Here is a 24,472-nt window from a genome sequence, read left to right on the forward strand (position 1 = left end):
GTGGGACGAACGTGGTCAGTAGCGGCTGCCTGTGGCAGCGGGGGCGGCGTCGAGGTCACCGAGGTCCCGCTCCGTCAGGAGCAGGGCGCCGGCGGCCAGGTTGTCCGCGAGGTAGCGGGTCTGCTTGGTGCCGGGGATCGGGATGACGTGGTCGCCCTGGGCGAGGGTCCAGGCCAGCACGACCTGGGCGGCGGTGGCGCCGTGCCGGGCGGCGACCCGCTCGACAGCCCGCACGATGCGCAGGTTCGCGGCGAACGCCTCGTCGGCGAAGCGCGGGTTGCCGGCCCGGAAGTCACCCGCCTCGAAGTCGCCGGGACCGGTGTAGCGGCCGGTGAGGAAGCCCCGGCCGAGCGGCGCGAAGGGCACGAAGCAGGCGCCGTGGGCGGCGCACCAGCCGGAGATCCCCGTCTCCGGGTCGAGCGGTTCCCTGGTCCACAGGGACAGTTCGGACTGCACCGCGGCCACCGGGTGGATGGCGTGCGCGGTGCTCGCCTGCTCGCGGGTCACCTCGGAGAGTCCGAGGCGGCGCACCTTGCCGGCCCGTACGAGCTCGGCGAGGGCGCCCCAGGACTCGGCGAGCGGGACGTCCGGGTCGACGCGGTGCAGGTAGTAGAGGTCGATGGCCTCGACGCCGAGACGGCGCAGCGAGGCGTCCGCGCAGCGGCGGATGCGCTCGGGCGAGGCGTTGCGGCTCAGGGTCCTGGTGGCGAGGTCGTCCACCACGATCCCGGTCTTGGTGGCGACCACCGCGTCGGCGCGCCGGCCGGCCAGGGCCCGGCCGACCAGGGTCTCGTTGTGGCCTGCGCCGTAGGCGTCGGCGGTGTCGAGCAGGATCGGGCCCGCGTCCAGGGCCCGGCGGATCACCTCGACGGAGACCGAGTCGTCGCGCCGGGACTCGGCGTAACCCCAGCTCATTCCCATGCAGCCGAGGCCGACGGGGTGGACGGCGAGGCCTGTCGGGCCGACGCGACGCGCGATCACGCGAACTCCATTCGTTCAAACAATCGTTGGTGGGGTCGTGCCGGTGTGCGGCCGGAGGCGGCACTCGGCGACCTGATAACGAGGGGACGGGGGTGCGGGGACGGGCCGAGGGGCCGGCGCCGGGGCGTGGGGGCGCCCCGGCCCCGTCAGGCGGCGGTGAGGACCAGGGCGGCGTTGTGCCCGCCGAACCCGAGTGAGGTGCTCGCCGCGACGTTCATCCGGCGGCGCCTCGGCGCCCCGGTGACCACGTCGATGTCGACGTCGATCGACGGGTCCACCGACTCGACATTGGCGGTGGGCGGCACGACGCCGTGGTACAGCGACAGCGCCGTGTAGGCGGCCTCCACCGCGCCGGCCGCGGCCAGCGTGTGGCCGGTGACGCCCTTGGTGGACGTGACCGCGGCGCGGTCGCCGAGCACCGCGTGCAGGGCGCGTGCCTCCGTCAGGTCGTTCATCGGGGTGGATGTGCCGTGCGCGTTGACGTGCTCCACTTCGTCGGGGAACACGCCCGCCTCCCGCAGCGCGGCCTGCAGGGCCCGCGAAAGACCCTCGCCCTGCGGATGCGGGGCGGTGGCGTGGTGCGCGTCGGAGGTGGCGCAGAACCCGGCGATGTCCGCGTAGCGTCTGGCGCCGCGCGCGGTGGCGTCCTCGCACCGCTCAAGCACCAGGAGCGCCGCGCCCTCGCCGGCCACGAAGCCGTCCCGGTCGGCGGCGAACGGTCGGGACGCCGCCGCCGGGTCGTCCGTACGGCCCGACAGCGCTCCCATGCGGGAGAGCCCGTTGAGTGTGCCCGGGCTGATGGCCGACTCGGCCCCGCCTGCCAGGACGATGTCGCACAGGCCCGACAGCAGCCATTCGCGTGCTGTGCCGATCGCGGACGCCCCCGACGCGCACGCGGTCGCCGTGACCAGGCTCGGGCCGTGGATGCGCAGGTCCATCGCGACGTAGCCGGCGACCATGTTCACCATGCCCATGGGGATCATCAGCGCGGACACGTCGTCGGGGGTCCCCTCGAAGTACGTGCGCAACTGCTTCTCCAGGGTGGCCACTCCGCCGAGGGAGTTGCCGATGACGACGCCCACGCGGGTGCAGTCCCAGGCATCGGTGTCGAGTCCGGAGTCGGCCACCGCCTGCCGGGCGCCCACCACGGCGAGCTGGGCGAAGCGGTCGAGCCGCCATGCGGTGCGCCGGCCAAGCTCGGCCGTCGGGTCGAAGCCGGGGACCCTGCAGGAGATGTCGACCTTCTCGCCCTTCAGGTCGGGATCGGTGGCGGCGGCGGACACGCCGGACAGGACGCGCCGCCAGTTCTCCTCCACTCCGATGCCGGCCGGGGTGACGAGGCCCATGCCGGTGACCGCGACGCCGCGGCCCCTGGCCACGCCGCTCACGCCTGCTCCGCCTTCGCGCGGATCACGGCGACCGCCTCGTCCAGGGTGAAGGAGGACTTCAGGTCCCCCTCCGCCAGGACGATGCCCATCTCCTTGCGCAGGATCAGGCTCAGCTCCACGAGGATGAGGGAGTCGATCTCCAGCTCGTCGAAGGTGACGCCGGAGAGCAGCTCCGCCTCGTCGAAGCCGAACTTCTCGCAGATCAGGGCGGACACGCGGTGCTTGACGGACTCCTGGACCTCGATGACGGGGGTGTTCATGACGGTTTCCTCTCGTGTGTTCTGCATGGTGTGTTTCGGTGTGTGCCGGTGGTCAGCGGGGGTCCAGGTCGGGCCAGACCAGCGCAGCCGAGCCCCAGGTGAGCCCGCCGCCGAAGCCGGTGAGCAGCACCCGGTGACCGGGGCGCAGGCCGCCGTCGGCGACGGCGTCGCGCAGGGCGAGCGGGATCGAGGCGGCCACGGTGTTGCCCACCCGGTCGAGGTTGGCGACGATCCGGTCCTCGTCCACGCCCAGCTGGCCGCCCACGGCGTGCAGGATGCGGATGTTGGCCTGGTGTGCCACGACCTTGTCGAGCTCGCCGGCCTTCCAGCCGATCCGGTCGAGCAGCTCCTGCGAGGACCTGCTCATGTCCAGCACGGCCCGGGTGAAGACGGGACGGCCGTCCATGGTGAAGAAGTGGTCGCCCGCGCCCGGTGGTTCGGTGCTCGATCGCTGCCGGGAACCCCCGGCGCGCACCGTGATCAGGTCGGCGCCCGAGCCGTCGCTGCCCAGGTCGAAGCCGAGCAGAGCGCCCGGCTCGTCGGCCGTGCCGGCTCGCAGCACCACGGCTCCCGCGCCGTCGCCGAAGATGACCCTGGTGGTGCGGTCGTCCGGATCGAGGATGGTCGAGAAGGTGTCCGCGCCGATCACCAGGGCGCGCTGTGCGACGCCGGCAGTGATCATGGAGGAGGCCGTGGCCAGGGCGTACACGAATCCGGTGCACACCGCCGCCACGTCGAAGGCGGGCACGCCCGGCAGGCCGAGCCGGTGGGCGACGTCCGGCGCGGTGGCGGGGCAGGGCCGGTCCGGGGTACTGGTGGCCAGCACCACCAGGTCGACGGCGGCATCCTGGCCCCCCGCGCGCAGGGCCGAGGCGAGGGCCTCCTGCCCGGCACGGACGGCGAGGTCGGAGGTGGCCTCGCCCGGGGCGACGACATGGCGGACGCCGATGCCGGTGCGGGTGCGTATCCACCGGTCCGAGGTGTCGAGTTCGGCGGCCAAATCGTCGTTGGTGACGGCCGTCGCGGGAAGCGCGCCGCCGAGGCCGCACAGGACAGCGGCGCGGCTCACGACGCCAGCTCCTCGACCTCGCGCGCGGGGTGCGCTCCGCCCGCGCCGCCGGCCGGCGTCGCGACGGCGGTGAGGGGTGCCCCCGCCGCTCCTGCGGCAGCGTCCCGCGCGACCCCGGCCCGGCGGAAGGTGGTGTGCGCCCGGCGCAGGGCCGTGCGGACCGCGGCGGGCTCCGGCGCGGTGAGGGCCACGACGTGCCCGTCCGGCCGCACCAGAACGGCCTTCGGCTCCGTGCCGAGCAGCGGGGAGAACCCGGGCCAGGCCGAGATGTCGCGCACCTCCACGCCGTCCGGCACGGCAGCGGCGGCTGCCTGCCGCGCCGCCACCCAGTCGGCGTCCTGCCGGTCGCCCGCCCACAGCAGCAGCGTCGGCCGCGCCGGGTCGACGCAGGGCCAGCGGTCGGCGCCCGGCTGGGGCGCGCCGTGCGCGGCGAACACCGGCAGCCGGTCGCCGGCGCTCACCTTGCGCGTCAGCCCGGGCAGCGTGTCCCGCAGGGACTCGGCGGGCCGGTAGCTGACGTCGTGCTGCGCCATCAGCGGGGCGCCGAAGCGCTGGAGCGCACCGGTTCGGTGTGCCAGGCGCACGGCCGCGTCGCGCAGGGCGAGTTCGTGGCGGCGCTTGAACAGGCCCCAGCTGGTCTGCTTCGCGGTGGTGAGCACGATGCGCTCGGCGGCCAGATGGCGGTCGCTGTCGTAGGTGTCGAGGATGCCGGGCTCGAAGAGGCCGTTCGCCACTCCGGCGAGCTTCCAGGCGAGGTTGACCGCGTCCTGGATGCCCGTGTTCATGCCCTGGGCGCCGGCCGCGCTGAACACGTGGGCGGCGTCGCCCGCGAGGAAGACCCGGCCCGCGCGCATGGTCTCGGCCACCCGGCGCCTGGCGCGGAAGATGGTCGACCACTCGAGCCCGCCGACGATCCCCGGGCGCGGGGAGCGCTCGTCGACGAACCGCTGGAACAGCTCGGGCGGCGGGCCCTGTTCCCCCTGCCAGTCCGGGACGCTGATGGCGAGTCGGAACTGCCCGTGCCCGAACGGGGCGATGCCGAGGGCGCCGGAGCGCGAGTAGCCGTAGACGAGGGCGTGCGGGTCCATGTCACCGGCCACGGGGCCGTCGCCGATGGCGAACAGCACGTCGTTGCCGCTGCCGAGGAACTCGATCCCCGCGAACCGGCGCACCGCGCTGCGCGCCCCGTCGGCGCCGATCACGTACTCGGCCTCGATCCGCTCGGTGGTCCCGTCGGCACCCCGCACGTCGGCGACTGGCCGCCGGCCCGAGATGTCGAGTCCGGTGAGGGAGCCGAACTCGATCTCGCCGCCGTACGCGGCCAGCCGGCCGCGTATCACCTCCTCGGTGGTGTCCTGCGGGATGACCACGCCGAAGGGGTACGGGGTGCCGGCGAGCCGGCTCATCTCGACTGAGCCTATGTGGCGCCTGTCGGAGTAGTAGCGCACGGCGTCCAGCCGGTTGCCCAGCTCGATCAGCGGCTCCGACGCGCCGATGCGGCCGAGGAGTTCCAGGCTGCGCGGCCACACGACGCTGGCGCGCGAGTGCTGGGCGGGCCCGGCGGCCGAGTGGTCGACCAGCCGTACCGGGACGCCCTGCGCGAGCAGTTCCGTGGCCGCTACGAGGCCTACGGGGCCGGCGCCCACGACGAGGACGGGACGCCGCTCACGAGGGCCCTCGCGATGCGGATCGGTCATGACGTTGCCTTTCGTTCGATCGGGGTCCGCCCGGAGGCGGAAGGGGTGACGGGTGTGCGGGGCAGGGCGGTTCACGTGGGCCGCTGGACCACGAGCGTGCTCCAGGTGAAGCCGGCGCCGGCGCTGAGCACCGCCGCGCGTTCGCCCGGTTCCAGCGCGTGCGGGCCGCCGGGAGCGGCCAGGGCCGCCAGGTTGGACAGCAGGTCGCCGGCGCCGAGGTGCCCGGTGCGCTCCCCCAGGTCGGCCGTGGGCGCGCCGGTGGCACGTGCCACGGCCGGCCCGTACACGTCGCGCGCGGTCGCGGCGCCCAGGCGGGGCAGCAGCACACAGCGCGGTTCCCGTGTGCCCGCGCCCGCCTCGGCGAGAGCGGCGGCCAGGGCCGCCGTGGTCTCCCGCCCGAGCCGGTCGAGGAAGGGTTCCTTGCCGTGGACGCCGAAGTACGCCTTCTTGGTCCTGCGGACGTCCACGGCCGCGCTCGCCAGGTGCGGCGCCGCGTGGAACGTGGCGGCATCGCGGTGGGCGCTCTCCAGCACGGGCACCGCCCTGGTGTGCAGGGCGCGCACAGTCAGCGCGCCCTCGGGGGCATGCCCTGTGCCGACCACGGCGGCGGTGGCGCCGTCGCCGTACCAGACACCGTAGTCGCCGCCCCAGCGGTCGAATCCGGGCCTGGCGAACCGGTCGGCGGTGGTGATCAGCACGGGTCCCGCGGCGGGCGAGGCAGCGAGCTGGTGCAGCGCGAGGCGCAAGGCGGCGCCCGCGCCGTTGCACATCTGCTGTATCCCGGTCGGCACCGCCCCGTGCGCGCCGGCCTCGGCGGCCACGTAGTGGGCGGGCGACCAGAAGTCGTGCCCCTGGTAGTAGGTCCAGGCGTGCAGCACGGCGGCGACGCCGCCGGCGGACACACCGGCACGCTCCAGCGCCCGGCGCGCGGCGCGCACCGCCATCTGCGGGGCCGACAGGTCGTGGGAGACGGGCAGTTGCTCGTAGCCCATCGCCTCGGCCTCCTGGGCGGTCACCCGGCCGGCGGCCAGCGCGTCCACCGTCTTCGCGGCGGTGGACGGCAGCCACTCGGCGGCGGCGATCCACATACGGCCGGTGCTCATGCGCACTCCTCGCCGTCGAGGAGCGGGACGCCCGTGGACGCCGTGGTGGTGTGCATGCGCCCGGAGGCGATGATGTCGCCCTCCTGCTCGAAGTCGATGTAGAAGGTGCGCAGTTCGGGCAGCATCAGGCTGAGGTTGTCCTCGTGGGCGTACGGCTCCGTCTTGCGGATGTGCACGCGGAGGGGAGCGTCGAGTTCGGCGTAGCGCGTGAAGGAGAAGTCGAAGCCGGCGGCGGTGCTGCGGTTGGCGGAGGCGCCCCAGAGGTCGGACACGCCGAGCAGGCAGAGCTGGCGCGCGGCCTCCATCAGGACCATGCCGGGCAGGTGGTCCTGGCCGTGGTCGAACATGCTGCGGTTGTCCAGCGGGACGCGGACGGTCGCGGAGGCGTTGTCGCTGCCCACGGTGGCGGAGGCGAGGACGACGTTCGCCGGGTCGCTGCGGCCGACCAGGTGCGGGTCGACGGACGAGGACTGGACGGGCAGGTCCTGGAAGGACACCAACGGGCGGTTCCTGCCCTGCATCCTGACGGTGTCGTAGACCTCGGCGGGTATGTAGCCGACATCCATGCGCACGAAGCCGAGGCAGCGCTGCGCGAGCTTCATGTCGATGCCGAACGTCAGCCGGCGCACGTCGCCCGGGGAGCCGCGTCGGTTGCTGGTGCGCACCGCGATCCGCAGCTCGCCCGGCCGCTCCTGCCGCGGGACGGTCAGCAGGCCCGGCAGCTCCATCGTCCAGTTGCGCAGCAGGAACTTGCTGCTGCGCGAGACCCCCGCGTACTCGTGTCCGCCGTACGTCTCGGCCTGCCGGCAGCACTCGAGCAGCAGCATCGGGTCGGGGCTGCCGAGCCGGGAGGTGTGCCCGGTGTAGTAGGCGTGCAGCGGCGGGAGCTGGGCGGCGGCGAGGAACTCCTCGTCCCCGGTCTTGCGGGCGTCCGTGAGGAAAACCTCGGAGAGCGCCCAGCGGTGCAGCAGGGAACGGTCGACGGTGCGCATGAATTCGAGGTTCGCGGCACCCGGAAGGCAGGTCTTCTTCTCGGCACGTGTCATTTCTGCGTCCTCCTGATACGGCGCGAAAAGGAGAAGGATTCCGGGCGGAGCTCTTTCTCTTTTCGCTTGATTTCATTGTCGGGGCGGGTGGCACATCGCGGACTAAAAGCGGGCTCAAGGCCGCGCCCGCGAAAAGGCGCGAGCGCTATCCGGCCACCCAGGCGAGCGGAGAGCTGTAGGTGTCGTCGGGCCGGTCCCAGGTCGCGCGGGGCGCCGCAGGGCGGTCGGGCCCGGCCGGGGCGGCGGCCGCCCGGGCGCGTACGACGCTCACCACGGCCACGAGCGCGGCCAGTTCATCGGGCCCCGGGTTGCCGCGCACGACCCGGAAGGCCGCCTCGCCCAGCACGTCGGCGACGGACGGTACGCCCCTCACAGCGGTGTGATCCCGTGCTTGCGCTGCGGCAGCGCACGGTGCTTGGCCCTCAGCATGGCCAGCGATCGGGCGAGCACCGCGCGGGTCTCCCCCGGTTCCACGACGTCGTCGACGAGGCCTCGCTCGGCCGCGTAGTACGGGTGCATCAGCTCGGCCTTGTACTCCTTGACCATCCGCTCGCGCATGGCGGCGGGGTCGTCGGCCGCGGCGATCTGCCGGCGGAAGACGACGTTGGCCGCGCCCTCGGCGCCCATCACGGCGACCTCGTTGGTGGGCCAGGCGAAGGACAGATCGGCCCCGACCGAGCGGGAGTCCATCACGATGTACGCGCCGCCGTACGCCTTGCGCAGGATGACCTGGACCCGCGGGACGGTCGCGTTGCAGTACGCGTACAGCAGCTTGGCGCCGTGCCGGATCACCCCGCCGTGCTCCTGGTCGACGCCGGGCAGGAAGCCGGGCACGTCCACCAGCGTGACGAGCGGGATGTTGAAGGCGTCACACAGCGACACGAACCTCGCGGCCTTCTCGCTGGCCTTGATGTCGAGCACACCGGCGCTCGCCATGGGCTGGTTGGCGACGATGCCGACCACGTGCCCGTCGATCCGGGACAGGGCGCACACCACGTTGAGCGCCCAGGCCGGCTGGATCTCGAAGTACTCGCCGTCGTCGACGACCTCCTCGACGACCTCCCGCACGTCGTACCCGCGCGCCGGGTCGGCCGGTACCACCTCGGCCAGCCGGTCGGTGCGCCGCTCCGCAGGGTCGTCGCAGGGCAGCACGGGGGGCGCCTGCCGGTTGTTGGAGGGCAGGTACGACAGCAGGTGGCGCACGTCCTCGAGGCAGCCGGCCTCGTCGTCGTAGGCGAACGCCGCGACGCCCGAGACCGTGGCGTGCACGTCGGCACCGCCGAGTTCGTCCATGCTGACGCGCTCGCCGGTGACCGCCTGCACGACGTCGGGCCCCGTGATGAACATCTGGGCCACGCCGCGCACCATGAAGGTGAAGTCGGTCAGCGCCGGCGAGTAGGCCGCGCCGCCGGCGCACGGGCCGAGGATCACGCTGATCTGCGGGATGACGCCCGAGGAGCGGGCGTTGCGGCTGAAGATGCCGCCGTATCCGGCGAGCGCGGTGACGCCCTCCTGGATGCGGGCGCCGGCGCCGTCGCACAGGCTCACCAAGGGCGCGCCGGACGCCTCGGCCAGGTCCATCAGCTTGTGGATCTTCGCGGCGTGCGACTCGCCGAGCGCGCCGCCGAAGATGCGGAAGTCGTGGGCGTAGACGAAGACCTGACGTCCCTCGACCGTGCCCCAGCCGGTGACGACACCGTCGGTGTGCGGCTTCTTGTGCTCAAGCCCGAACCCCGTCGCACGGTGCCGCCGCAGCGGCTCGAGCTCGGTGAACGAACTTTCGTCCAGGAGCAGTTCGATGCGCTCCCGGGCGGTGAGCTTGCCCCTGGCGTGCTGGGCCTCGGTGGCACGCGGGCCCGGTCCTGCCTGCACCTCGGCGCGCAGCCGGCGCAGAGAGTCCACGCGGGCCCGCACGGTGGCGGGCTGCTCGGGCTCGGGCGCGGGGATGGGTTCCGCCGCGGAATGCGGTCCTGAAGCCGGCGCAGCGGGCCGCGCCAAGGACACCGAATTCTCCGTCACGGGTTTCTCGACCACGGTGGTCATGCCGTGTTCCTCCCTTCGGGGCGCCACCGGTCGGCAGCCCGGTAGAAGGATTCGGGGGCGCGGACAATGCCTGACTCAAGGCGCGAAAAAGCCGCTGTCCCCTTTTCCGGGCCTTGAGCGGAACGCACGCGAGTCTTGAGCGGTCCCGGGGACGCTGTACGGGAACGACGTAGGACTCGACGAAATTCACCGAGAGGGCAGATCATGGTCGCGCACGTTCACGGGCCCACCGCCGGGCCGCGCTACGCCGTCCTGTTTCCCGGCCAGGGCGTCCAGCGCCCCGGCATGGGCGAGCCGTGGCGGGGGACCCCGTCGTGGGAGCTGGTCGACGCCGTCTCCCGGGCCTCCGGTTTCGACGTCGCCGAGCTGCTGCTTTCGGCCGGCCAGGAGACCCTGTCCCGCACCGACCACGCGCAGATCTCCGTGTTCACCGTGTCCCTGATGGCCTGGTCGGAGTTCCGCCGGCGCGAGCCGGACACCCGGGTGGCGGCCGTCGCGGGGCACAGCCTCGGCGAGTACTCGGCGCTGGTGGCGGCCGGGGCACTGCCCGTGGCGGACGCCGCCTGGCTGGTGGGCGAGCGCGGCCGCGCCATGGCCGCGGCGTCCGCGCGCCGGCCCGGGGCGATGGCCGCGGTGATGGGCGGCGAACTGGCGGACGTCACGGCCCTGGTGGACGCCGCCCGCGCGAACGGCGCAGAGCTGTGGGTGGCCAACCACAACAGCGTCCGGCAGACGGTGGTCGCGGGCAGCCGCGAGGCCGTGGCGGACACGTCGGCGAGAGCGTCCGAGGCGGGCCTGCGCTGCAGCGTACTGCCGGTCACCGCCGCCTGCCACACCCCGTTCATGAAGCCGGCGGGCGCGGATCTGCGCCGCGCCCTGGACGCCACGGAGTTCGCCGAGGGAACGATCCCGCTGGTGGCCAACGTGGACGCGAGGCCGCACCGCGGCGGCCCCCACTGGCGCGACCTGTGCGCCCGCCAGCTCGTCAGCCGGGTGCGGTGGGCGGACACGCTCGGTGTGCTGCACGAGGAGCTGGGCTGCACCGACTTCCTCGACATGGGTCCCGGGGCCACCTTGTCAGGACTGACCCGGCGCACGCTGCGGGGCGTCACGTCGCACCGCTTCGAGCTGCCCGTCCCCCAGGCAGCCTGACGGCGCCGCACGGCACGGGGCTACGCGGTCGCAGGCTCGGCGAGGAACTCCCTGATGGCCGTGCCGGTCTCCTCCGGATTCTCCAGCTGGTAGAAGTGCCCCGCGTCCACGAGGCGCAGGCGCGCGGACGGTACGTGCTCAAGTGCCCGCTCGTAGAACTCATGGGGCTGGAAGCCGTCATGCCGGCTCTGGAGCAGCAGGATCGGGAAGTTCCACGCCGGGATCAGCCGGGTCCTGCGGTCGATCCACTCCTTGCGGAACGTGGAGGAGTTGAAGTAGCGGGGCGCCGCGTCGGCGATCCCTTCGCGGTTCCACTCCTGTGCCGTGCGCACCAGGTCCTCCCGCGGGACCGGGCGGACCGCGAGGGCCCCGTAGCACAGCAGGACGAAACGTCCGGGCTCGCGCATGATGACGTTGCGCCGGTAGTCGGCGAAGAGCGCTTCCTGAGGCGCGAGCTCGGGGTTGAAGTACCACAGGTGCTGTTCGCCGCGGACGTAGCGCAGGACGCGCTCCGGGTGGTTGCCCCCCAGGTAGTCCAGGATGACCGTGCCGCGGTCGTGGCCGATCATGTTGAACCGGTCGACTCCGATGAGGTCGAGCAGCGCGAGCAGTTGCTCGGACACACCCTCGTGCCGGTAGTCGCCGGCTCGCTTCTCGGACTGGCCGTAACCCTTGAGGTCGATGGCGAGCACCCGGTGGCCGCGCCGGGCCAGATCGTCGATCTGGTGGCGCCACATGTACCAGGAGTCGGGGATGCCGTGCAGCATGACGACCGGCTCACCGTCGGAGGGCCCGGCCTCGACGTAGTGCCAGCGCACTGTCTCGCTCTCGCCGGGAGCATCGGCGAACCGATGGGTGACAGACGTCGAGCCGATGGTCTCGGTGTCGCCGTCGTGGTTCGCTCGGGGTGGCGTGAGGTCGTCGAGGTCGCCGGCCACTTCGGCCGACGTCAGCCGGGCGACGGACTCCTCCAGTGCCTTGCGGGCACGCTCTGTCAGGGGTTCGTGGACAAAGGTGCTCGGGTCCGTATTACTGGTCATTCTGCAACTCCTCGTTGAGCGCCGATGGACGGAGGGGCGGCGGCACCGGCCGGTGGATCCGGACGGCCCGATCGAGCCGCGTCAGCGGAAGACGACGGTGCGCGGGCCGTCGAGCAGCACACGGTTGTCGGCATGCCACTGGACAGCTCGGGAGAGTGCGAGGGATTCGTTGTCGCGGCCGATGGCGGTGACTTGCCTCGCGGACATCGAGTGGTCGACGCGGGTGACCTCCTGTTCGATGATGGGCCCTTCATCGAGGTCGGCCGTCACGTAGTGGGCGGTGGCACCGATCAGCTTGACGCCACGCCGGTGGGCCTGGTGGTAAGGGCGCGCGCCCTTGAAGCTCGGCAGCATCGAATGGTGGATGTTGATCGCACGCCCGTCGAGCTTGCGGCACAGCTCCCCGGAGAGGACCTGCATGTACCGAGCGAGCACCACCAGGTCCACGTCCAGGTCATCGACGAGTTCCAGGAGGCGCGCTTCGGCGGCTGCCTTCTTCTCCGGGATGACCGGCACATGGTGGAAGGGCACGTCGTGGCTGTCGGCCATCGCGCCGAGATCGGGGTGGTTGGAGACGACGGCGGCCACGATGATGTTCAGTGCGCCGGTCGATGCCCGGTAGAGCAGGTCGTTGAGGCAGTGCCCGTATCTGCTCACCATGATCAGCACGCGTTGCCGCTCCGCGGCCCGGGTCAGACGCCACGACATCAGCAACGGGGCGGCGACAGCGGCGAAGGCGCTTCTCACCAGGGGCAGGTCCAGCGTCCGGCCGTTGACCTGCTCGAAGCGCAGGCGCATGAAGAACCGGCCCTGCTCCGGGTCGCGGAACTGCTGGCTCTCGGTGATGGTGCACCCCTGTTCGGCCACGAACCGGGCCACGGCCAGCACGACACCGGCCTGGTCAGGACAGGAGAGGGTCAGCACCAGCCCGGCTTCGGGCCGCACACCGGTCTCGGTCACGTCTCCAGCCTCTCGTTCGCCCCACACGGATCCGCCCCCGCGGCGTTGCGGGCCGCGACGATGGTGTTGCGCACCAGCAACAGGTCGGTGACGGGGCCGATCCCGCCGGGTACGGGGGTGATGGCGCGAGCCCGGGCAGCGACCTCGTCGAACGCGACGTCCCCGGTGATCCGCCGGCCTCCGCCGGCGGTGGGGACGAGGTTGATCCCGACGTCCAGGACGATCGCTCCCGCACGGACGTGCTCGGCCCGGATCAGCCCCGGCACACCGGCGGCCACGATGAGCACGTCAGCCCCGCGGGTGTGGGCACCGAGCCGGTTCCCGGCACTCGCCCACTCGTCCACGCTGCCCACCGCGGCCTGCCTGGCGAAGGCGAGGGACACCAGCGGCTTGCCCACGTTGTTCGACCGGCCCACCACCAGCAGACGAGCCCGGTGGTAGAAGTCCGAGCGTTCCTCGCCGGCCTGGTCGAGCCACCGGTCCAGGACGTGGAAGACCGCCGCCGCCGTGGAGGGCGCATACCGCGGCGAACCCAGCGCCAGCAGTCCGGCGTTCTCGGGGTGTACCGCCTCGATGTCCTTGACGGGGGCCAACGCCGAGAACACCGCCGCTTCGCCGATGTGCCCCGGCAGCGGGCGCAGCACCAGGATTCCTGACACCGCCGGATCCTGGTTGAGCCCGGCCAGTGCCCCGATGACCTCGGCCTGCTGCGCCGCAGCGGGGAGAGCCACCCTCCTTCGGGCCACTCCGAGTCGGGCCGCGGTCCGGTCGATGCGCCGTAGATAGGCGGCCGCCGCGGGGTCGTCCCCGACCAGCACGGTGGCCAGGCCCACCGCCACCCCGGCCACGGTGGCCGAGCGCAGCTCCTCGGCGACCACTTCCCTCAACTCGAAGGCGGTCTTCCTGCCGTCGATGACCTCGGCCGTCATCGCCGCGCTCCCCTGTCAGGGTCCGGCGTGCCGCCGCGTGAGGTGAGCCGTCGCTGCCACGCGACCGTCACGTCGATCTGATTGAAGGTGAATATGTGCAGGCCCTCGACCCGGGAATCGTCGCTCGCCGGCCCCTCTCCCATCCCGGCAAGCAGTTCCTCCGGGGCATAGGAGCGGCCCAGCAGCAGGCTGCCGACCATTCCCTGCTGCTTCGACAGGTACCGGATGGACTGGCCCACCCCGATCCTCAGCGAGAGTTCCACCAGACGCGCCGTCTTGATCGGCGCTGCCAGCCCGATGCGGAGCGGCAACCCGACTCCCGCGGCCCGCACCTGCCTGATCCAGGCGGCGAGAACCCCGGCGTCGAAACACAGCTGGCTGACCATGTAGTCGGCGTGGACCTGCTTGTCCCGAAGCGCCTCCAGCAGGTCCGTGTCGGGTATCTTCGGGTGGCCCTCCGGGTAACACGCCACGCCGATCCGCCCCAGCCGGTGGTCGAACAGCGACAGGGCGTCGAGGACTTGACCTGCCGAGTCGAATTTCCCTGTCGGCTCGTCCGCGTCACCGCCGATGACGTAGAGGCCGTCCACGCCCAACTCGCGCACCCGGGCCACGAACCGGCGCAGCGACTGCTCGTCCGGCACCATCCGCGCGGCCAGGTGCGGCACCACCCGGTATCCGTCCGCTACCGCCGACTCGACATGCTCAAGCGTCCGCTCCAGCCCGAACTTCGGCGAACAGGTGATCGTCACCGTCGAACCCGTCGGCGCCGCTTTGAGCTTCTCGGCGGCCCCTTTGAGTGGAATCACCTCCAGCGACGCCGCAGCGATCAGGTCGGCCGGTTGCCGAAGCCCCGGACGGCTGACGCTCTCACACTCATCCAGCGTCATGGTTTTCCCTTCACCTCTGCATTCGTGCGCGCAGCGCTCGGCCACGGGCGTACTCGTGAAACCTTCTCTGGAATACCGCGGGCCATATCGAGGAAACAGGTCGCGGATGTCGAGAGGAAAAGCTAACGTGCGGCGCCGGCCGAGCCGAGCCATCCAGCGAACGCCTGCCGTGCACTATTCGAAGCGAGATCCACGTGGCGAGGTGCCCGGGCGCAGGCGCAGGCCCTGGAGCAGGCATGCATGCTCCGCGGCCGGCCGATCGCGCCTCCGGCAGGCTGCCTCATCGCCGTCGAGATTGCAAGTGATTCTCGATAATTTGAGCACATGGCGTTTTCCCATGCCCCCTGGGTGGCCCACGCCTGGAGAGCGGGACGACGCGCCCCGGCGGACACCTGCGCGTCGTCGCACCTGCTGTGCGAGGCGGCCGCGGCGGTGGGCCGCGGTGAGCGTTCCGCTCGGGGGCTTCGCAAAGCGCACCTGGCCCTTCGCTGCGCGGATTGAGCCGCGCGATGCGCCGGCCTAGCGTCACCGGAGTCCAGAGGACCAGCCCTCAGCAACTCGAGAAAGGCCCGGAGATGAGCACGAGCGCAGGCATGTCACTCCAGGACCTGTTGGACTCCACAGCAGATCCGGTCGACTACTTCTCCAATGACACGCTCGGTCCGAACATCCGTACCCGCGGCGACCTCATCCCGATTCCGGCGGAGTTCTCGAACTGGCGGGACGAGCAGTTGGCCTGGCGCGAGTCGGCGATCCTTTTCGATCAGTCGCACCACATGCCCGAGCTGTTCCTGCGCGGGCCCGACGCGCTGAAGCTGCTGAACCGGATCGGCGTCAACAGCCTCGCCAACCTCGGGCCGGGGATCGCCAAGCAGTTCATCGGCTGCAACTCGCAGGGGCAGGTCATCGGCGACTGCATCCTGTACGCGCATGCCGACGGCACCTACGAACTCGTGAGCAGCATGCCACTGCTGAACTGGATCGAGTACCAGGCGACCACCGGGCCGTGGGACGTCGAGATCCAGCGGGACAACAACACGGCCGAGAACGAATCCGGCACCCGAGCCCGCTTCCGGTTCCAGCTTGACGGGCCGAGAGCCACCGAGATCTTCCAGGCCGTGGCCGAGGAGCCCCTTCCGCGATCGGGATCGTTCCGCGTGTTCGACGCCCGAGTCAGGGGCGTCGATGTCATGGTGCTGCGCCACGGGATGGCCGGCCGCCATCGCGCCTACGAGATTTCGGGTCCGTTCGGACACGGGGCCGCCGTGCGCGGCGCGCTCATCGAAGCAGGAAAGGAACACGGGCTCAGGCTGGGCGGGTTGAAGTCATACTTCAGCACGAATTACGAGTCCGGCTGGATCGCCGGGCCGCTTCCCGCCGTGTACTCGGCCGAAGACATGCGGGGCTACCGCGAATGGCTGAGCGCGGACGGCTGGGAGGCGAACTTCCAGTTGGCGGGAAGCTACCGGGGCGATGACATCGAGGACTACTACGTGACTCCCTACGATCTCGGCTACGACCACATCGTAAAGTTCGACCACGATTTCATCGGGCGGGCCGCTCTGGAGACACTGGCCGAGCACCCTCCCCGCCGAAGGGTCACACTGGTCTGGGACCGCGATGACGTACTGGCCGTGATCGCGTCCATGCTCGACCGGGAGCAGGAGCTTCCCTGCAAATACTTCGATTTCCCCATCGCGGACTACGGGCTGCTCGCCCAGCGCGACGAGATCCGCGTCGGCTCCCGGCTCGTCGGGCTCTCGACGTTCTGCGGCTACACCGCGAACGAGCGCAGAGTCCTCTCGCTCGCGATGATCGAAGCGGCATACGCCGCCCCGGGCACCGAGGTCACCGTCGTGTGGGGCGAGCCCGACGGAGGATCGCGGAAGCCCCGGGTCGAGCGGCACCGGCAGGCCGAGATCAGGGCGACGGTGGCACCTGCCCCGTTCGCCTACACCACCCAGTCGACCGGGGCCGCGAATCGCGCCTAGCCAGGCAATACCGGGGAATGCCCGGCGGCTCCCAGGCCGCCGTGCCGAGACTGCGCTACCGTGCTGCCGTGGAGCCTGTCCGACACACTCCGAGGCCGCCAGGAGCGAGATAGGTCGGACAGAGCCGCTCCCCCGCGATGATGCGTTGGAGATCCGACCATGACCCGGCACGAGACCGATCCTCTCCTCGACTTCGAACTGTTCCGGACCAGGGACCCCTTGAAGGCGCAGGAGCAGGCGATGCTGATCACCTCGCCGCACCGGCTGCAGGTCAGTGGGAGGCTGGCGGACTTCTCGGCGGCCTTCCAATCAGTGCAGGTCAAGCCCGTGACCGTGGGCGTCGTCCGCTACGGGGCCGAGATCACGATCGACCGCCCGGGCTTCGACGGCAGCGTCTCGGCCTTGGTGCCGATCAGCGGAGCGCTGTCCGTCGAGCAACGTGGGCGGGAGTACGTCGCCACACCGGGCCGGTCCATGGTGGTGTTCTCGCCCGGCCACGGCGCGATGCGCCTTCGCTGGATACCGCACACCGTGGTGATGGCACTGAAGGCGGACACGGAGGAGCTCTCGCGAGCGCTGCACTGGATCGCTCCCCAAGCCGGCGAACAACCGTTCAGGGCGACCTCTCCGCTGACGACCGGCCTGGGACCGAACTCCGTGCTGGGGACGATCCACCATTTCGCGGAGGTGTTCTCGCGGTTCGGCCCGAACCACACCATGCCACTGCCCCTGGCCAGGCATCTTCGCGAGCAGGCGCTGAGCACCATCTGGCTGTCGGTGCCCAACAACCACACCGACGTCATCTACAGCACCGATCAGCCAACGAGCGGTTCTCGCGTGCGGCAGGTGATCGACCTCATCGCCACGGAGTCGCAGGCCGTGTACACCGTTCCGGACCTCGCTCGCGCGGTGAACGTCGGCGTGCGCTCGCTCGAACTGGCATTCCGCAGGGAACTCGACGAGACCCCGCTGCACTACCTCCAGCGCGTCCGAATGGAACGCGCCCACGAGGACCTCCGCGACTACGATCCGCCGCGTATCACCGTCACCGAGATCGCCCACCGGTGGGGATTCGGCCACCTCGGGCGCTTCGCGGCCCGGTACCGTGCTCGGTTCGGCGAGATGCCCGGGGAGACGCTCGCCCGCGCCGGGCGCTGAGAATTCGGAAAATGCACAGGCCTACGGGCCGCAACGGATAGTCGCGCCGGTACGCCCTTCGTAGCGTCGTCCTGCACGTCCGGGCCTTGTCGGCCCCGCCGCGCCACTACGAGGAGGCACCCACCCGTGAACCCGACAAGCCTCGAACAGGCTATCCAGCAGGCCGGGGGCAACCCGGCTCTCATGCTCCGCCATCTGCCCGGCGGCTCCTACCGCTTTCCGATTCCGCAGGAGGAGTACACGAACTGGCGCGACGAACAGGAGTCGTGGCGCCGCACGGCGATCCTGTTCGACCAGTCGTTCCACATGAGCGATGTCTACTTCAAGGGCCCCGACGTCAAGCGGCTGTTCTCCGACGTCGGCGTCAACTCCTTCGCCAAGTTCGGGAAGGACAAGGCAAAGCAGTTCGTCGCCGTCAACCCGCAGGGTCGGATGATCGCCGACGCGATCGTCTTCGCCTTCGCCGATGACGAGTACTCGCTGGTCGGGGGGCCGGCAGCGGCGAACTGGGTACAGTACCAGTGCGAGATCGGCGACTACGACGTCACCGTCACCCGCGACGAGGCCTCTCCGTGGAACCCGGGCGACCGGCTGCTCTTTCGCCTGCAGGTCCAGGGCCCGCACGCGCTTGAGATCGTCAAGGCCGCCGCCGGCGGATCGATCCCGCGGATCAGGTTCTTCAACATCGGCGAGTTCGGGATCGCGGGCACGACCGTCCGCGCGCTCAACCACACCATGGTCGGAGTCCCGGGCCAGGAGATGACCGGTCTTGAGATGACCGGGCCCTGGAAGGACCACGACAAGGTCTACTCCGCACTCGTCGAAGCGGGCAGGCCGTTCGGCATGAGGATCGGTGGCGCACGCTCCTACCCGACCACATCGAACGAGTCCGGCTGGATCGGCCTTCCCCTCGCCGCGGTGTACACGGGCGACGACATGAAGGCCTACCGTGAGTGGCTGCCGGCCATGGGCTTCGAGGCGAGGGCCTCCCTCGCGGGCAGCTTCCACTCCGAGAACGCCGAGGACTACTACGTCACGCCCTACGACCTCGGCTACGGAAGGGTGATCGCGTTCGACCACGACTTCATCGGACGGGAGGCCCTGGAGAACATGACCGAGGGGCCGCACCGTCGCAAGGTGTGGCTGGAGTGGCACGACGAGGACGTGGCGCGCGTCATGGCCAGCAGCCTGTTCGGGGCCTCCGGGAGGGCGAAGCACCTGGGCGTGCCCACCACCCGCTTCGGCGTCATCCACTACGACAAGGTGCTGGCGGGCGACGACGTCGCCGGCGTCGCCATGGACCCCATGTACACCGTCAACCACGGCCACTTCGTCTCCCTCGGGATGATCGAGGAGGCCATGGCCGTCGACGGCACCGAACTCACACTCGTCTGGGGCGACGAGGCATCGATCGGCCACAAGCTCCAGGTCGAGACGCACAAGGAGACCACCGTCCGCGTGCGTGTTCGCACCACGCAACAAACCTGACGGTGTGAGTGCTCCGGCCGCGGAAGAGGGCCGTCCACGCCCTCGGGCGGGGCCGGTCGCCTCCGGGAGGGGACCGCCGCTACGAGCCCGTCGCCGCGATGACGCCCTCCAGGCGGCTGACCACCTGCACCTTGCCCGTTTTCGGGACCTCGGCGACCTGGCTCGACACCCACTCCTTGGTGAGGCTCGACTTCACCGTGCCCTTCGTCAGCGGCTTGACGTCCGCCGGGAGGTCGGGGCGGTAGCCGGCCGCCGTGGTCTGGCGCTGGAAGTAGCGCGTCGCGAAGAAGACGAGCGCGCCGCCGTCCTTCGTCGCCAGCGCCAGCGGCTTGAAGTCGCCGTCCTTCAGGGGCTGGTCGACGTACTGGATCGTGGAGGCGGGCTGCTTGGCCGTCTTGGCGCGCTGCGCGCGCCACTGGTCCGTGTGCGGGCCGGGGGCGAAGTCGTCGGGGCTGCCGGTCTTGAGGTACTTCGCGTACGCGGAGCTCAGGCGTCCCGGAGCGACCGCGAGCCCGTCCGCCGTGCCGTCGACCGCGACCGCGTACCCGTCGCCGTCCTTCTTGAACTGCGGTATCGCGTCCTGCGCCATGATCGTCAGGTACGCGACGCGCCAGGACGCGTCCGGGGCGTCGCGGACGAACGCCAGCACCCACCGGGCATGCGAGCCGCCCGCCCGCTGCCCCTGGGGCGCGGCGTCGGCGACGAACCAGCGGGGCCAGCCCGCCTTCTCGGGAATCGTGTAGCGCGCGTCGGTCAGCACCAGGTCCTTGTGCTGCTCGTTGCCGCCCGGACTGGTCACCGACTTCGACTTCAGCCCCGCCTGGTTGATCGCGCCGAGCGCGCCGGAGACCTCGCCCCTGTCGAGGGCCGGATCGTACGCCTTGTCGGCGGCGTTGTACGCGGCGACGAACCCCTTGAGCGCCTGCGCCGCCTCCCCCCGCTTCACGGCCGGGACGACCGCGAGCTCGCCGTGCACCGTCACGCATCCGCTCGCGGCCGGCGACAGGACCGCGGTCGTCGCCATCGCGAGCCACGCCGTTCGCATACGCCTTCTCATCGGTCGCCTTCTGCTTCCCGGATCCCCGGCCCTCGTGGAGCCCCCAACCGTCCGCAGCAGCCTACCGGCCCGGATCGGTCAGCGTCCGGCCGAGTGCCGTCCGCTCGTACAGCACCTGGTGGCCGTGGCGCCGTGACGTCAGCAGCCCCGCGTCCCGCAGCACCGACAGGTGCCCGGAGACGGACGAGGGGGCCAAGCCCGTCCGGTGTGCCAACTCGGTGGTGGAGGCCGGGGTGACGAGCCCGGCGAACAGCAGGGCGCGGTTCGCGCCGATGAGCCGCACCAGCGCATCCGACGCGTCGGGGCGCGCGGTCCCTCCCCACAACTCGCCGATGCCGCGGGCCGGGTAGAGGATCGTCGGCTGCCACGGCGGCGCGAAGCCGCTGATCACGTCCGGCCACACGAACACACTGGGCATCAGCAGCACACCGCGCCCGTCCAGGCGCTGCGTGATGGGGAACCCCGGGAACACGTCCCCCACCCGCAGGGTTCGGGTGCCGGCCGACCACACGACACGGTCGTCGAGGTCGGCGAAGAGCGCTTCGAGCCCGCCGCTCGCGAGCCGCCGCGACCTGTGCGCGATGTCCGCCTCCAACAGGGCGCGCAGACGGGGCCAGTCGGGGGCGAGCAGGGTGTGCCAGGCGCGCTCGGTGACGTCCGCGAGCAGGTGTACGGCCGCGGCCGGATCGGCCAGCAACTCCCTGCCGCGGGCGGACTCGAGCGCGCCTGGCGTGCACTCGAGCGAACGCGCCATCTCCACACGCGCCATGGCGGGGTCCGTCGCCCTCAAGCGCGCGATCTCGTCCTCGAAGGCAGCGACGGGCGCCTCGGGCGGCGGCCCGAGGAAGTCCGGCGTGTAGCCGCGGCCGCGCGGCATGAACAGCCAGAGGTCGGACAGGTCGAGCCGGGACGCCGCCGCCCGTACGCGCGTGAGCCAGGCGCGGTGGTAGCGGTGCCGCTCGGGGCGGCGCAGCAGGCGCAGCGCCTCGTGGGTCTGGCACAGCGGCGAGACGGCGAACCGGCAGCGCGTGAGGTCTTCCGTGCCGAGACGCATGTGCAGGGGCATGGCGTGGGTCCTCCCGGCCGCCGTTCGATTCGGCTCAGGCCGAAACACTAGTGCCCGGCCGACGGCGGCGGCCACGCTCTCCACCGGCGCCCTGCCACGCCCCGCCGTCCTCCCGGAGGAACCGTTGGCCATCGAGCCGGCAACCACCGCACGCCCCGCGAGCGCGTCCGCCGCGCGCTCCGCGATCGTCGTGGCGGGCCTGATGCTCGCCGCGTTCACCTTCAACTCGACGGAGAACCTGCCGGTCGGCCTGCTCGCCGACGTCTCGCGCGACCTGCGCGTGCCGCTCGCCGCCGTCGGCTACCTGGTCACGGGGTACGGGCTGACCGTGGCGGTGTTCTCGCTGCCGCTGGCCCGCGCCACGCGCGCCGTCCCGCACCGCCACGTGCTGGGCGGGGTGCTCACCGTGCTGGTGGCGGCGAGCCTGGCGTCCGCGCTCGCGGGCTCGTACGGGGTGCTGCTGGCCGCCCGGCTGGCGACGGCGCTCGCGCAGGCCCTGTTCTGGGCGGTCATGGGCCCCGCCGCGGTGGGTCTCTTCCCACCCTCGCGCAGGGGCCGGGTGATCGGCCTGCTGTCGGTCGGCGGCTCGCTCGCGACGGCGCTCGGCGTCCCCGCGGGCACGTGGCTCGGCCGCCACGCGGGCTGGCAGGCGCCGTTCGCCGTGCTGACGGTGCTCGGCGCGACGGCGCTCGTCCTGGTGGCGGCCTGCCTTCCGGTGTCGCGTCCCGGCACCGGCCACGCGGCGTACGGCGCGGCGCCCGACCGGCGTGCGTTCGCGGTGGTGCTGGCGACCACGGCGCTGTCCGGCACGGGCGCCTATACGGGCTTCACGTACATCGAGACGTTCCTGACGCACGTCAGCGGCTTCTCCGGGGCGGCCGTGAGCCCGCTGCTGTTCGTGTTCGGCGTCGCCGCCCTCGCGGGCATCGCGGCGGCAGGGCCGCTCCTCGACCGGCTGCCGTGGACCATGCTGGCCGTGCCGGTGGCGCTGCAGACCGCCGCGATGCTCGGCCTGTGGGCGGCGGGCGGCGTGCGCTGGGTGACGGTGGTGATGCTCGCGCTGCTCGGCCTGGCGGTCGCGCCGGTGGTGATGGCGGCGCAGGCGCTGGTGCTGCGGGTGGCGCCCGGCCGCACGGAGACGGCGGTCGCGGCGAACTCGGCGGCGTTCAACACCGGCGTGGCGCTCGGCGCCCTGACGGGCGGGCTCACGCTGCCGCTGGTGGCGGTGCGCGGCACGTTCCTGGTCGGCGCGCTGGCCACGGCGGTGGCGCTGGTCCTGCTGTCGCCCGCGGTGCGGGGCACGCCACCGCGGGTCGGGGCGGAGCCCTCAGGCGGTTGAGGCAGAGCCTCAGGTGAGGTACAGCTCGCCCAGCTCGCGGAAGACCGCGCTGTTGTGGTCGAACGCGCGCCGGCACTCGTCGACGATCCGCGACTTCTCCTGCCCGCTCACCGGCAGCGCGTCGAGCCGCCTGTGGTACTCGCGCTTGAACGCGGCCGGGTTGCGGATCCCGTCGAATGCGTAGAAGCGGACGCCGTCTCCGCGGTGCGCGAAGCCCCACTGCTTCTCCGCCCGGTCGCCCAGGGCCTGCCCGCCGGACAGGTCGCCCAGGTAGCGGGTGTAGTGGTGCGCCACGTAGCCGCCGCGCCAGCCGGCCGCGCACTCCTCGATCCGCGCCGCGTACGCGGCGGTGGCGGGCAGCGGGGCCAGGTCGTGGCGCCAGTCGGGGCCGCGCAGGTAGGCGAGGTCGCGCGCGAGCCCCGGGGTACGGGCCAGTTCGGGCCTGCGGAACGGCCCTGCGACGGGGTCTTCCTCCGGGCTCTTGCCCGTGGCGCGCCCTTCGAGCGCCGCGTAGACGAACCAGAGCTGCTCCGTGTAGCGGGCGAAGGCGTCGACCCCGAGCCCGCCATCGAGGAGCGCGCTGACGAAGCCGGATGCCCTGGCCGCCGCATGCCGGCACGCCGAGGCCTCGCGGAGCTGGACGGAGAAGGGAACGGTGGCTGTCGGCACGGGCGGAACCTCCTGGCACGGGGGACGACCGGAACGCCAGAAGGTTAGCTTAGGCTCACCTAACTAGCCAGCCCTGCCGCCCGTCCGCCCGCCCTCGCGCACCCGGTGTCGCGTCGCGGAAAAACCGTAACCCGGGACGCCCGGGACCGCGCGCGCCGGCGACCGCGCGCCGGCGTCCTGCCTGCCTGCTTGCCTGAGGGCAGCCCGCCGGCCCGCTCAGGGCAGCGTGAGGATCTCCGCCCCCGCCGCCGTGACGACCAGCGTGTGCTCGAACTGCGCCGTGCGCCTGCGGTCCTTCGTGACGACCGTCCAGCCGTCGTCCCACAGGTCGTAGTCGTAGGACCCGAGCGTCAGCATCGGCTCGATGGTGAACGTCATGCCCTCACGGATGACGGTGGTGGCGTGCGGGCTGTCGTAGTGCGGCACGACGAGCCCGGAGTGGAACGCGGTGTTGATGCCGTGGCCGGTGAAGTCGCGCACCACGCCGTAGCCGAACCGCTTGGCGTACGACTCGATCACCCGCCCGATCACGTTGATCTGCCGGCCGGGGCGCACGGCCTTGATCGCGCGGGCCAGCGACTCCCTGGTGCGCTCCACGAGCAGCCGGGACTCCTCGTCCACGTCACCGCACAGGTAGGTCGCGTTGGTGTCGCCGTGTACGCCGTTGATGTAGGCCGTTACGTCGAGGTTGACGATGTCACCGTCCCGCAGCACCGTGGAGTCCGGGATGCCGTGGCAGATGACCTCGTTGACCGAGGTGCACAGCGACTTGGGGAAACCGCGGTAGCCGAGCGTGGACGGGTACGCGCCGTGGTCGCACATGTAGTCGTGTGCGACGCGGTCGAGTTCGTCGGTGGTGACGCCGGGCGCGATGTGCTTGGCCGCCTCCTCGCGCGCGTCGGCGGCGATGCGACCGGCGATCCGCATGAGTTCGACCGTCTCGTCCGTCTGCACGTCGGGCCCGCCGTACGGTTCGGGCGCCGGCTTGCCGACGTACGGGGGCCGCGGGATCGCGGCGGGGACGGCGCGCACGGGGGAGAGCTTTCCTGGTACGAGAAGCGGCTGGCCAGACATGGAGCGAGTCTAACCAGCGTCCCGCCGCGCCCGGCGGGGCAGCATGACCGTGACGGAGACGGAAGGAACGGA

The 24,472-nt window shown here is 71.8% G+C and carries 22 protein-coding genes; 5 read left to right on the top strand and 17 right to left on the bottom strand.

Features of this window, described 5'->3' with window-relative positions; translation table 11 throughout:
* Nucleotides 1-15: 15 nt before the first annotated feature.
* The 9 genes from IH48_RS0126675 to IH48_RS0126715 all read right to left on the bottom strand — a co-directional run bounded on the left by IH48_RS0126675 (nucleotide 16) and on the right by IH48_RS0126715 (nucleotide 9,587).
* Entirely contained in the window at nucleotides 16-981 is a 966-nt protein-coding gene (locus IH48_RS0126675; protein WP_030909804.1) for an aldo/keto reductase, read from the bottom strand.
* Between the two features lie 146 nt (nucleotides 982-1,127).
* Nucleotides 1,128-2,360, bottom strand: a complete 1,233-nt coding sequence (locus IH48_RS0126680; RefSeq protein ID WP_420705551.1) for a beta-ketoacyl-[acyl-carrier-protein] synthase family protein — start codon at nucleotides 2,358-2,360, stop codon at nucleotides 1,128-1,130.
* A 5-nt stretch (nucleotides 2,361-2,365) separates the two neighbouring features.
* On the bottom strand, nucleotides 2,366-2,629 hold the full coding sequence (locus tag IH48_RS0126685; RefSeq protein ID WP_030909808.1) for an acyl carrier protein: 264 nt from the start codon (nucleotides 2,627-2,629) through the stop codon (nucleotides 2,366-2,368).
* Between the two features lie 52 nt (nucleotides 2,630-2,681).
* Nucleotides 2,682-3,698, bottom strand: a complete 1,017-nt coding sequence (locus IH48_RS0126690; protein ID WP_030909811.1) for a beta-ketoacyl-ACP synthase III — start codon at nucleotides 3,696-3,698, stop codon at nucleotides 2,682-2,684.
* Nucleotides 3,695-5,395: an FAD-dependent monooxygenase gene (locus IH48_RS0126695; RefSeq protein ID WP_051840607.1), complete on the bottom strand. Its 1,701-nt coding sequence runs from the start codon at nucleotides 5,393-5,395 to the stop codon at nucleotides 3,695-3,697. The genes IH48_RS0126690 and IH48_RS0126695 overlap by 4 nt, the downstream gene beginning before the upstream one ends.
* A 71-nt stretch (nucleotides 5,396-5,466) precedes the next feature.
* The gene (locus IH48_RS0126700) at nucleotides 5,467-6,498 is read right to left on the bottom strand and encodes a hypothetical protein (protein ID WP_037843276.1); all 1,032 of its coding nucleotides are present in this window, start codon (nucleotides 6,496-6,498) and stop codon (nucleotides 5,467-5,469) included.
* Entirely contained in the window at nucleotides 6,495-7,544 is a 1,050-nt protein-coding gene (locus tag IH48_RS0126705; protein ID WP_051840609.1) for an AfsA-related hotdog domain-containing protein, read from the bottom strand. Before IH48_RS0126705 ends, IH48_RS0126700 begins: the two co-directional genes overlap by 4 nt.
* A 145-nt stretch (nucleotides 7,545-7,689) precedes the next feature.
* Nucleotides 7,690-7,917, bottom strand: coding sequence for an acyl-CoA carboxylase epsilon subunit (locus IH48_RS0126710; RefSeq protein WP_078850053.1), 228 nt, complete (start codon nucleotides 7,915-7,917; stop codon nucleotides 7,690-7,692).
* Entirely contained in the window at nucleotides 7,914-9,587 is a 1,674-nt protein-coding gene (locus IH48_RS0126715; protein ID WP_078850054.1) for an acyl-CoA carboxylase subunit beta, read from the bottom strand. Before IH48_RS0126715 ends, IH48_RS0126710 begins: the two co-directional genes overlap by 4 nt.
* 204 nt (nucleotides 9,588-9,791) lie before the next feature.
* Here IH48_RS0126715 and IH48_RS0126720 point away from each other — a divergent pair, with 204 nt between their 5' ends.
* The gene (locus IH48_RS0126720) at nucleotides 9,792-10,739 is read left to right on the top strand and encodes an ACP S-malonyltransferase (protein WP_051840611.1); all 948 of its coding nucleotides are present in this window, start codon (nucleotides 9,792-9,794) and stop codon (nucleotides 10,737-10,739) included.
* 20 nt (nucleotides 10,740-10,759) lie between these two features.
* On the opposite strand, the gene IH48_RS34530 is transcribed toward IH48_RS0126720, so the two are convergent.
* The 4 genes from IH48_RS34530 to IH48_RS0126740 all read right to left on the bottom strand — a co-directional run bounded on the left by IH48_RS34530 (nucleotide 10,760) and on the right by IH48_RS0126740 (nucleotide 14,558).
* Nucleotides 10,760-11,779 carry an alpha/beta fold hydrolase gene (locus IH48_RS34530; protein WP_051840613.1) on the bottom strand — a complete coding sequence of 340 codons (1,020 nt, stop codon included), beginning with the start codon at nucleotides 11,777-11,779 and terminating at the stop codon, nucleotides 10,760-10,762.
* Between the two features lie 81 nt (nucleotides 11,780-11,860).
* The gene (gene purU, locus IH48_RS0126730) at nucleotides 11,861-12,739 is read right to left on the bottom strand and encodes a formyltetrahydrofolate deformylase (protein ID WP_199810008.1); all 879 of its coding nucleotides are present in this window, start codon (nucleotides 12,737-12,739) and stop codon (nucleotides 11,861-11,863) included.
* On the bottom strand, nucleotides 12,736-13,668 hold the full coding sequence (locus IH48_RS0126735; RefSeq protein ID WP_051840615.1) for a bifunctional 5,10-methylenetetrahydrofolate dehydrogenase/5,10-methenyltetrahydrofolate cyclohydrolase: 933 nt from the start codon (nucleotides 13,666-13,668) through the stop codon (nucleotides 12,736-12,738). The genes purU and IH48_RS0126735 overlap by 4 nt, the downstream gene beginning before the upstream one ends.
* The gene (locus IH48_RS0126740) at nucleotides 13,665-14,558 is read right to left on the bottom strand and encodes a methylenetetrahydrofolate reductase (protein ID WP_051840617.1); all 894 of its coding nucleotides are present in this window, start codon (nucleotides 14,556-14,558) and stop codon (nucleotides 13,665-13,667) included. Before IH48_RS0126740 ends, IH48_RS0126735 begins: the two co-directional genes overlap by 4 nt.
* A 575-nt stretch (nucleotides 14,559-15,133) precedes the next feature.
* On the opposite strand from IH48_RS0126740, the gene IH48_RS0126745 reads away from it, so the two are divergent.
* The 3 genes from IH48_RS0126745 (at nucleotide 15,134) to IH48_RS0126755 (ending at nucleotide 19,195) form a co-directional block, all read left to right on the top strand.
* Nucleotides 15,134-16,549 (top strand): aminomethyltransferase family protein, encoded by a 1,416-nt coding sequence (locus IH48_RS0126745; protein WP_030909842.1) that lies wholly within the window; start codon nucleotides 15,134-15,136, stop codon nucleotides 16,547-16,549.
* 159 nt (nucleotides 16,550-16,708) lie between these two features.
* Nucleotides 16,709-17,707 carry a helix-turn-helix transcriptional regulator gene (locus IH48_RS34535; protein ID WP_051840619.1) on the top strand — a complete coding sequence of 333 codons (999 nt, stop codon included), beginning with the start codon at nucleotides 16,709-16,711 and terminating at the stop codon, nucleotides 17,705-17,707.
* A 126-nt stretch (nucleotides 17,708-17,833) separates the two neighbouring features.
* Nucleotides 17,834-19,195 (top strand): glycine cleavage system protein T, encoded by a 1,362-nt coding sequence (locus tag IH48_RS0126755; protein ID WP_030909847.1) that lies wholly within the window; start codon nucleotides 17,834-17,836, stop codon nucleotides 19,193-19,195.
* Between the two features lie 79 nt (nucleotides 19,196-19,274).
* Here IH48_RS0126755 and IH48_RS0126760 read toward each other — a convergent pair whose 3' ends face one another.
* Entirely contained in the window at nucleotides 19,275-20,240 is a 966-nt protein-coding gene (locus IH48_RS0126760) for a hypothetical protein (protein WP_037843280.1), read from the bottom strand.
* A 73-nt stretch (nucleotides 20,241-20,313) separates the two neighbouring features.
* Nucleotides 20,314-21,318, bottom strand: coding sequence for an ArsR/SmtB family transcription factor (locus IH48_RS0126765; RefSeq protein ID WP_030909854.1), 1,005 nt, complete (start codon nucleotides 21,316-21,318; stop codon nucleotides 20,314-20,316).
* 202 nt (nucleotides 21,319-21,520) lie between these two features.
* Between IH48_RS0126765 and IH48_RS0126770 the strand changes: the two genes are divergently transcribed.
* Nucleotides 21,521-22,657: an MFS transporter gene (locus tag IH48_RS0126770; RefSeq protein WP_051840743.1), complete on the top strand. Its 1,137-nt coding sequence runs from the start codon at nucleotides 21,521-21,523 to the stop codon at nucleotides 22,655-22,657.
* 9 nt (nucleotides 22,658-22,666) lie between these two features.
* On the opposite strand, the gene IH48_RS0126775 is transcribed toward IH48_RS0126770, so the two are convergent.
* Both IH48_RS0126775 and map read right to left on the bottom strand, forming a co-directional pair.
* Nucleotides 22,667-23,326 carry a heme oxygenase (biliverdin-producing) gene (locus IH48_RS0126775; RefSeq protein WP_030909861.1) on the bottom strand — a complete coding sequence of 220 codons (660 nt, stop codon included), beginning with the start codon at nucleotides 23,324-23,326 and terminating at the stop codon, nucleotides 22,667-22,669.
* 216 nt (nucleotides 23,327-23,542) lie between these two features.
* Nucleotides 23,543-24,400 (bottom strand): type I methionyl aminopeptidase, encoded by an 858-nt coding sequence (map, locus tag IH48_RS0126780; RefSeq protein WP_030909864.1) that lies wholly within the window; start codon nucleotides 24,398-24,400, stop codon nucleotides 23,543-23,545.
* Nucleotides 24,401-24,472 lie beyond the last annotated feature (72 nt).

It is taken from the genome of Streptomyces sp. NRRL F-5126 (assembly GCF_000721265.1).
Classification (GTDB): domain Bacteria; phylum Actinomycetota; class Actinomycetes; order Streptomycetales; family Streptomycetaceae; genus Streptomyces.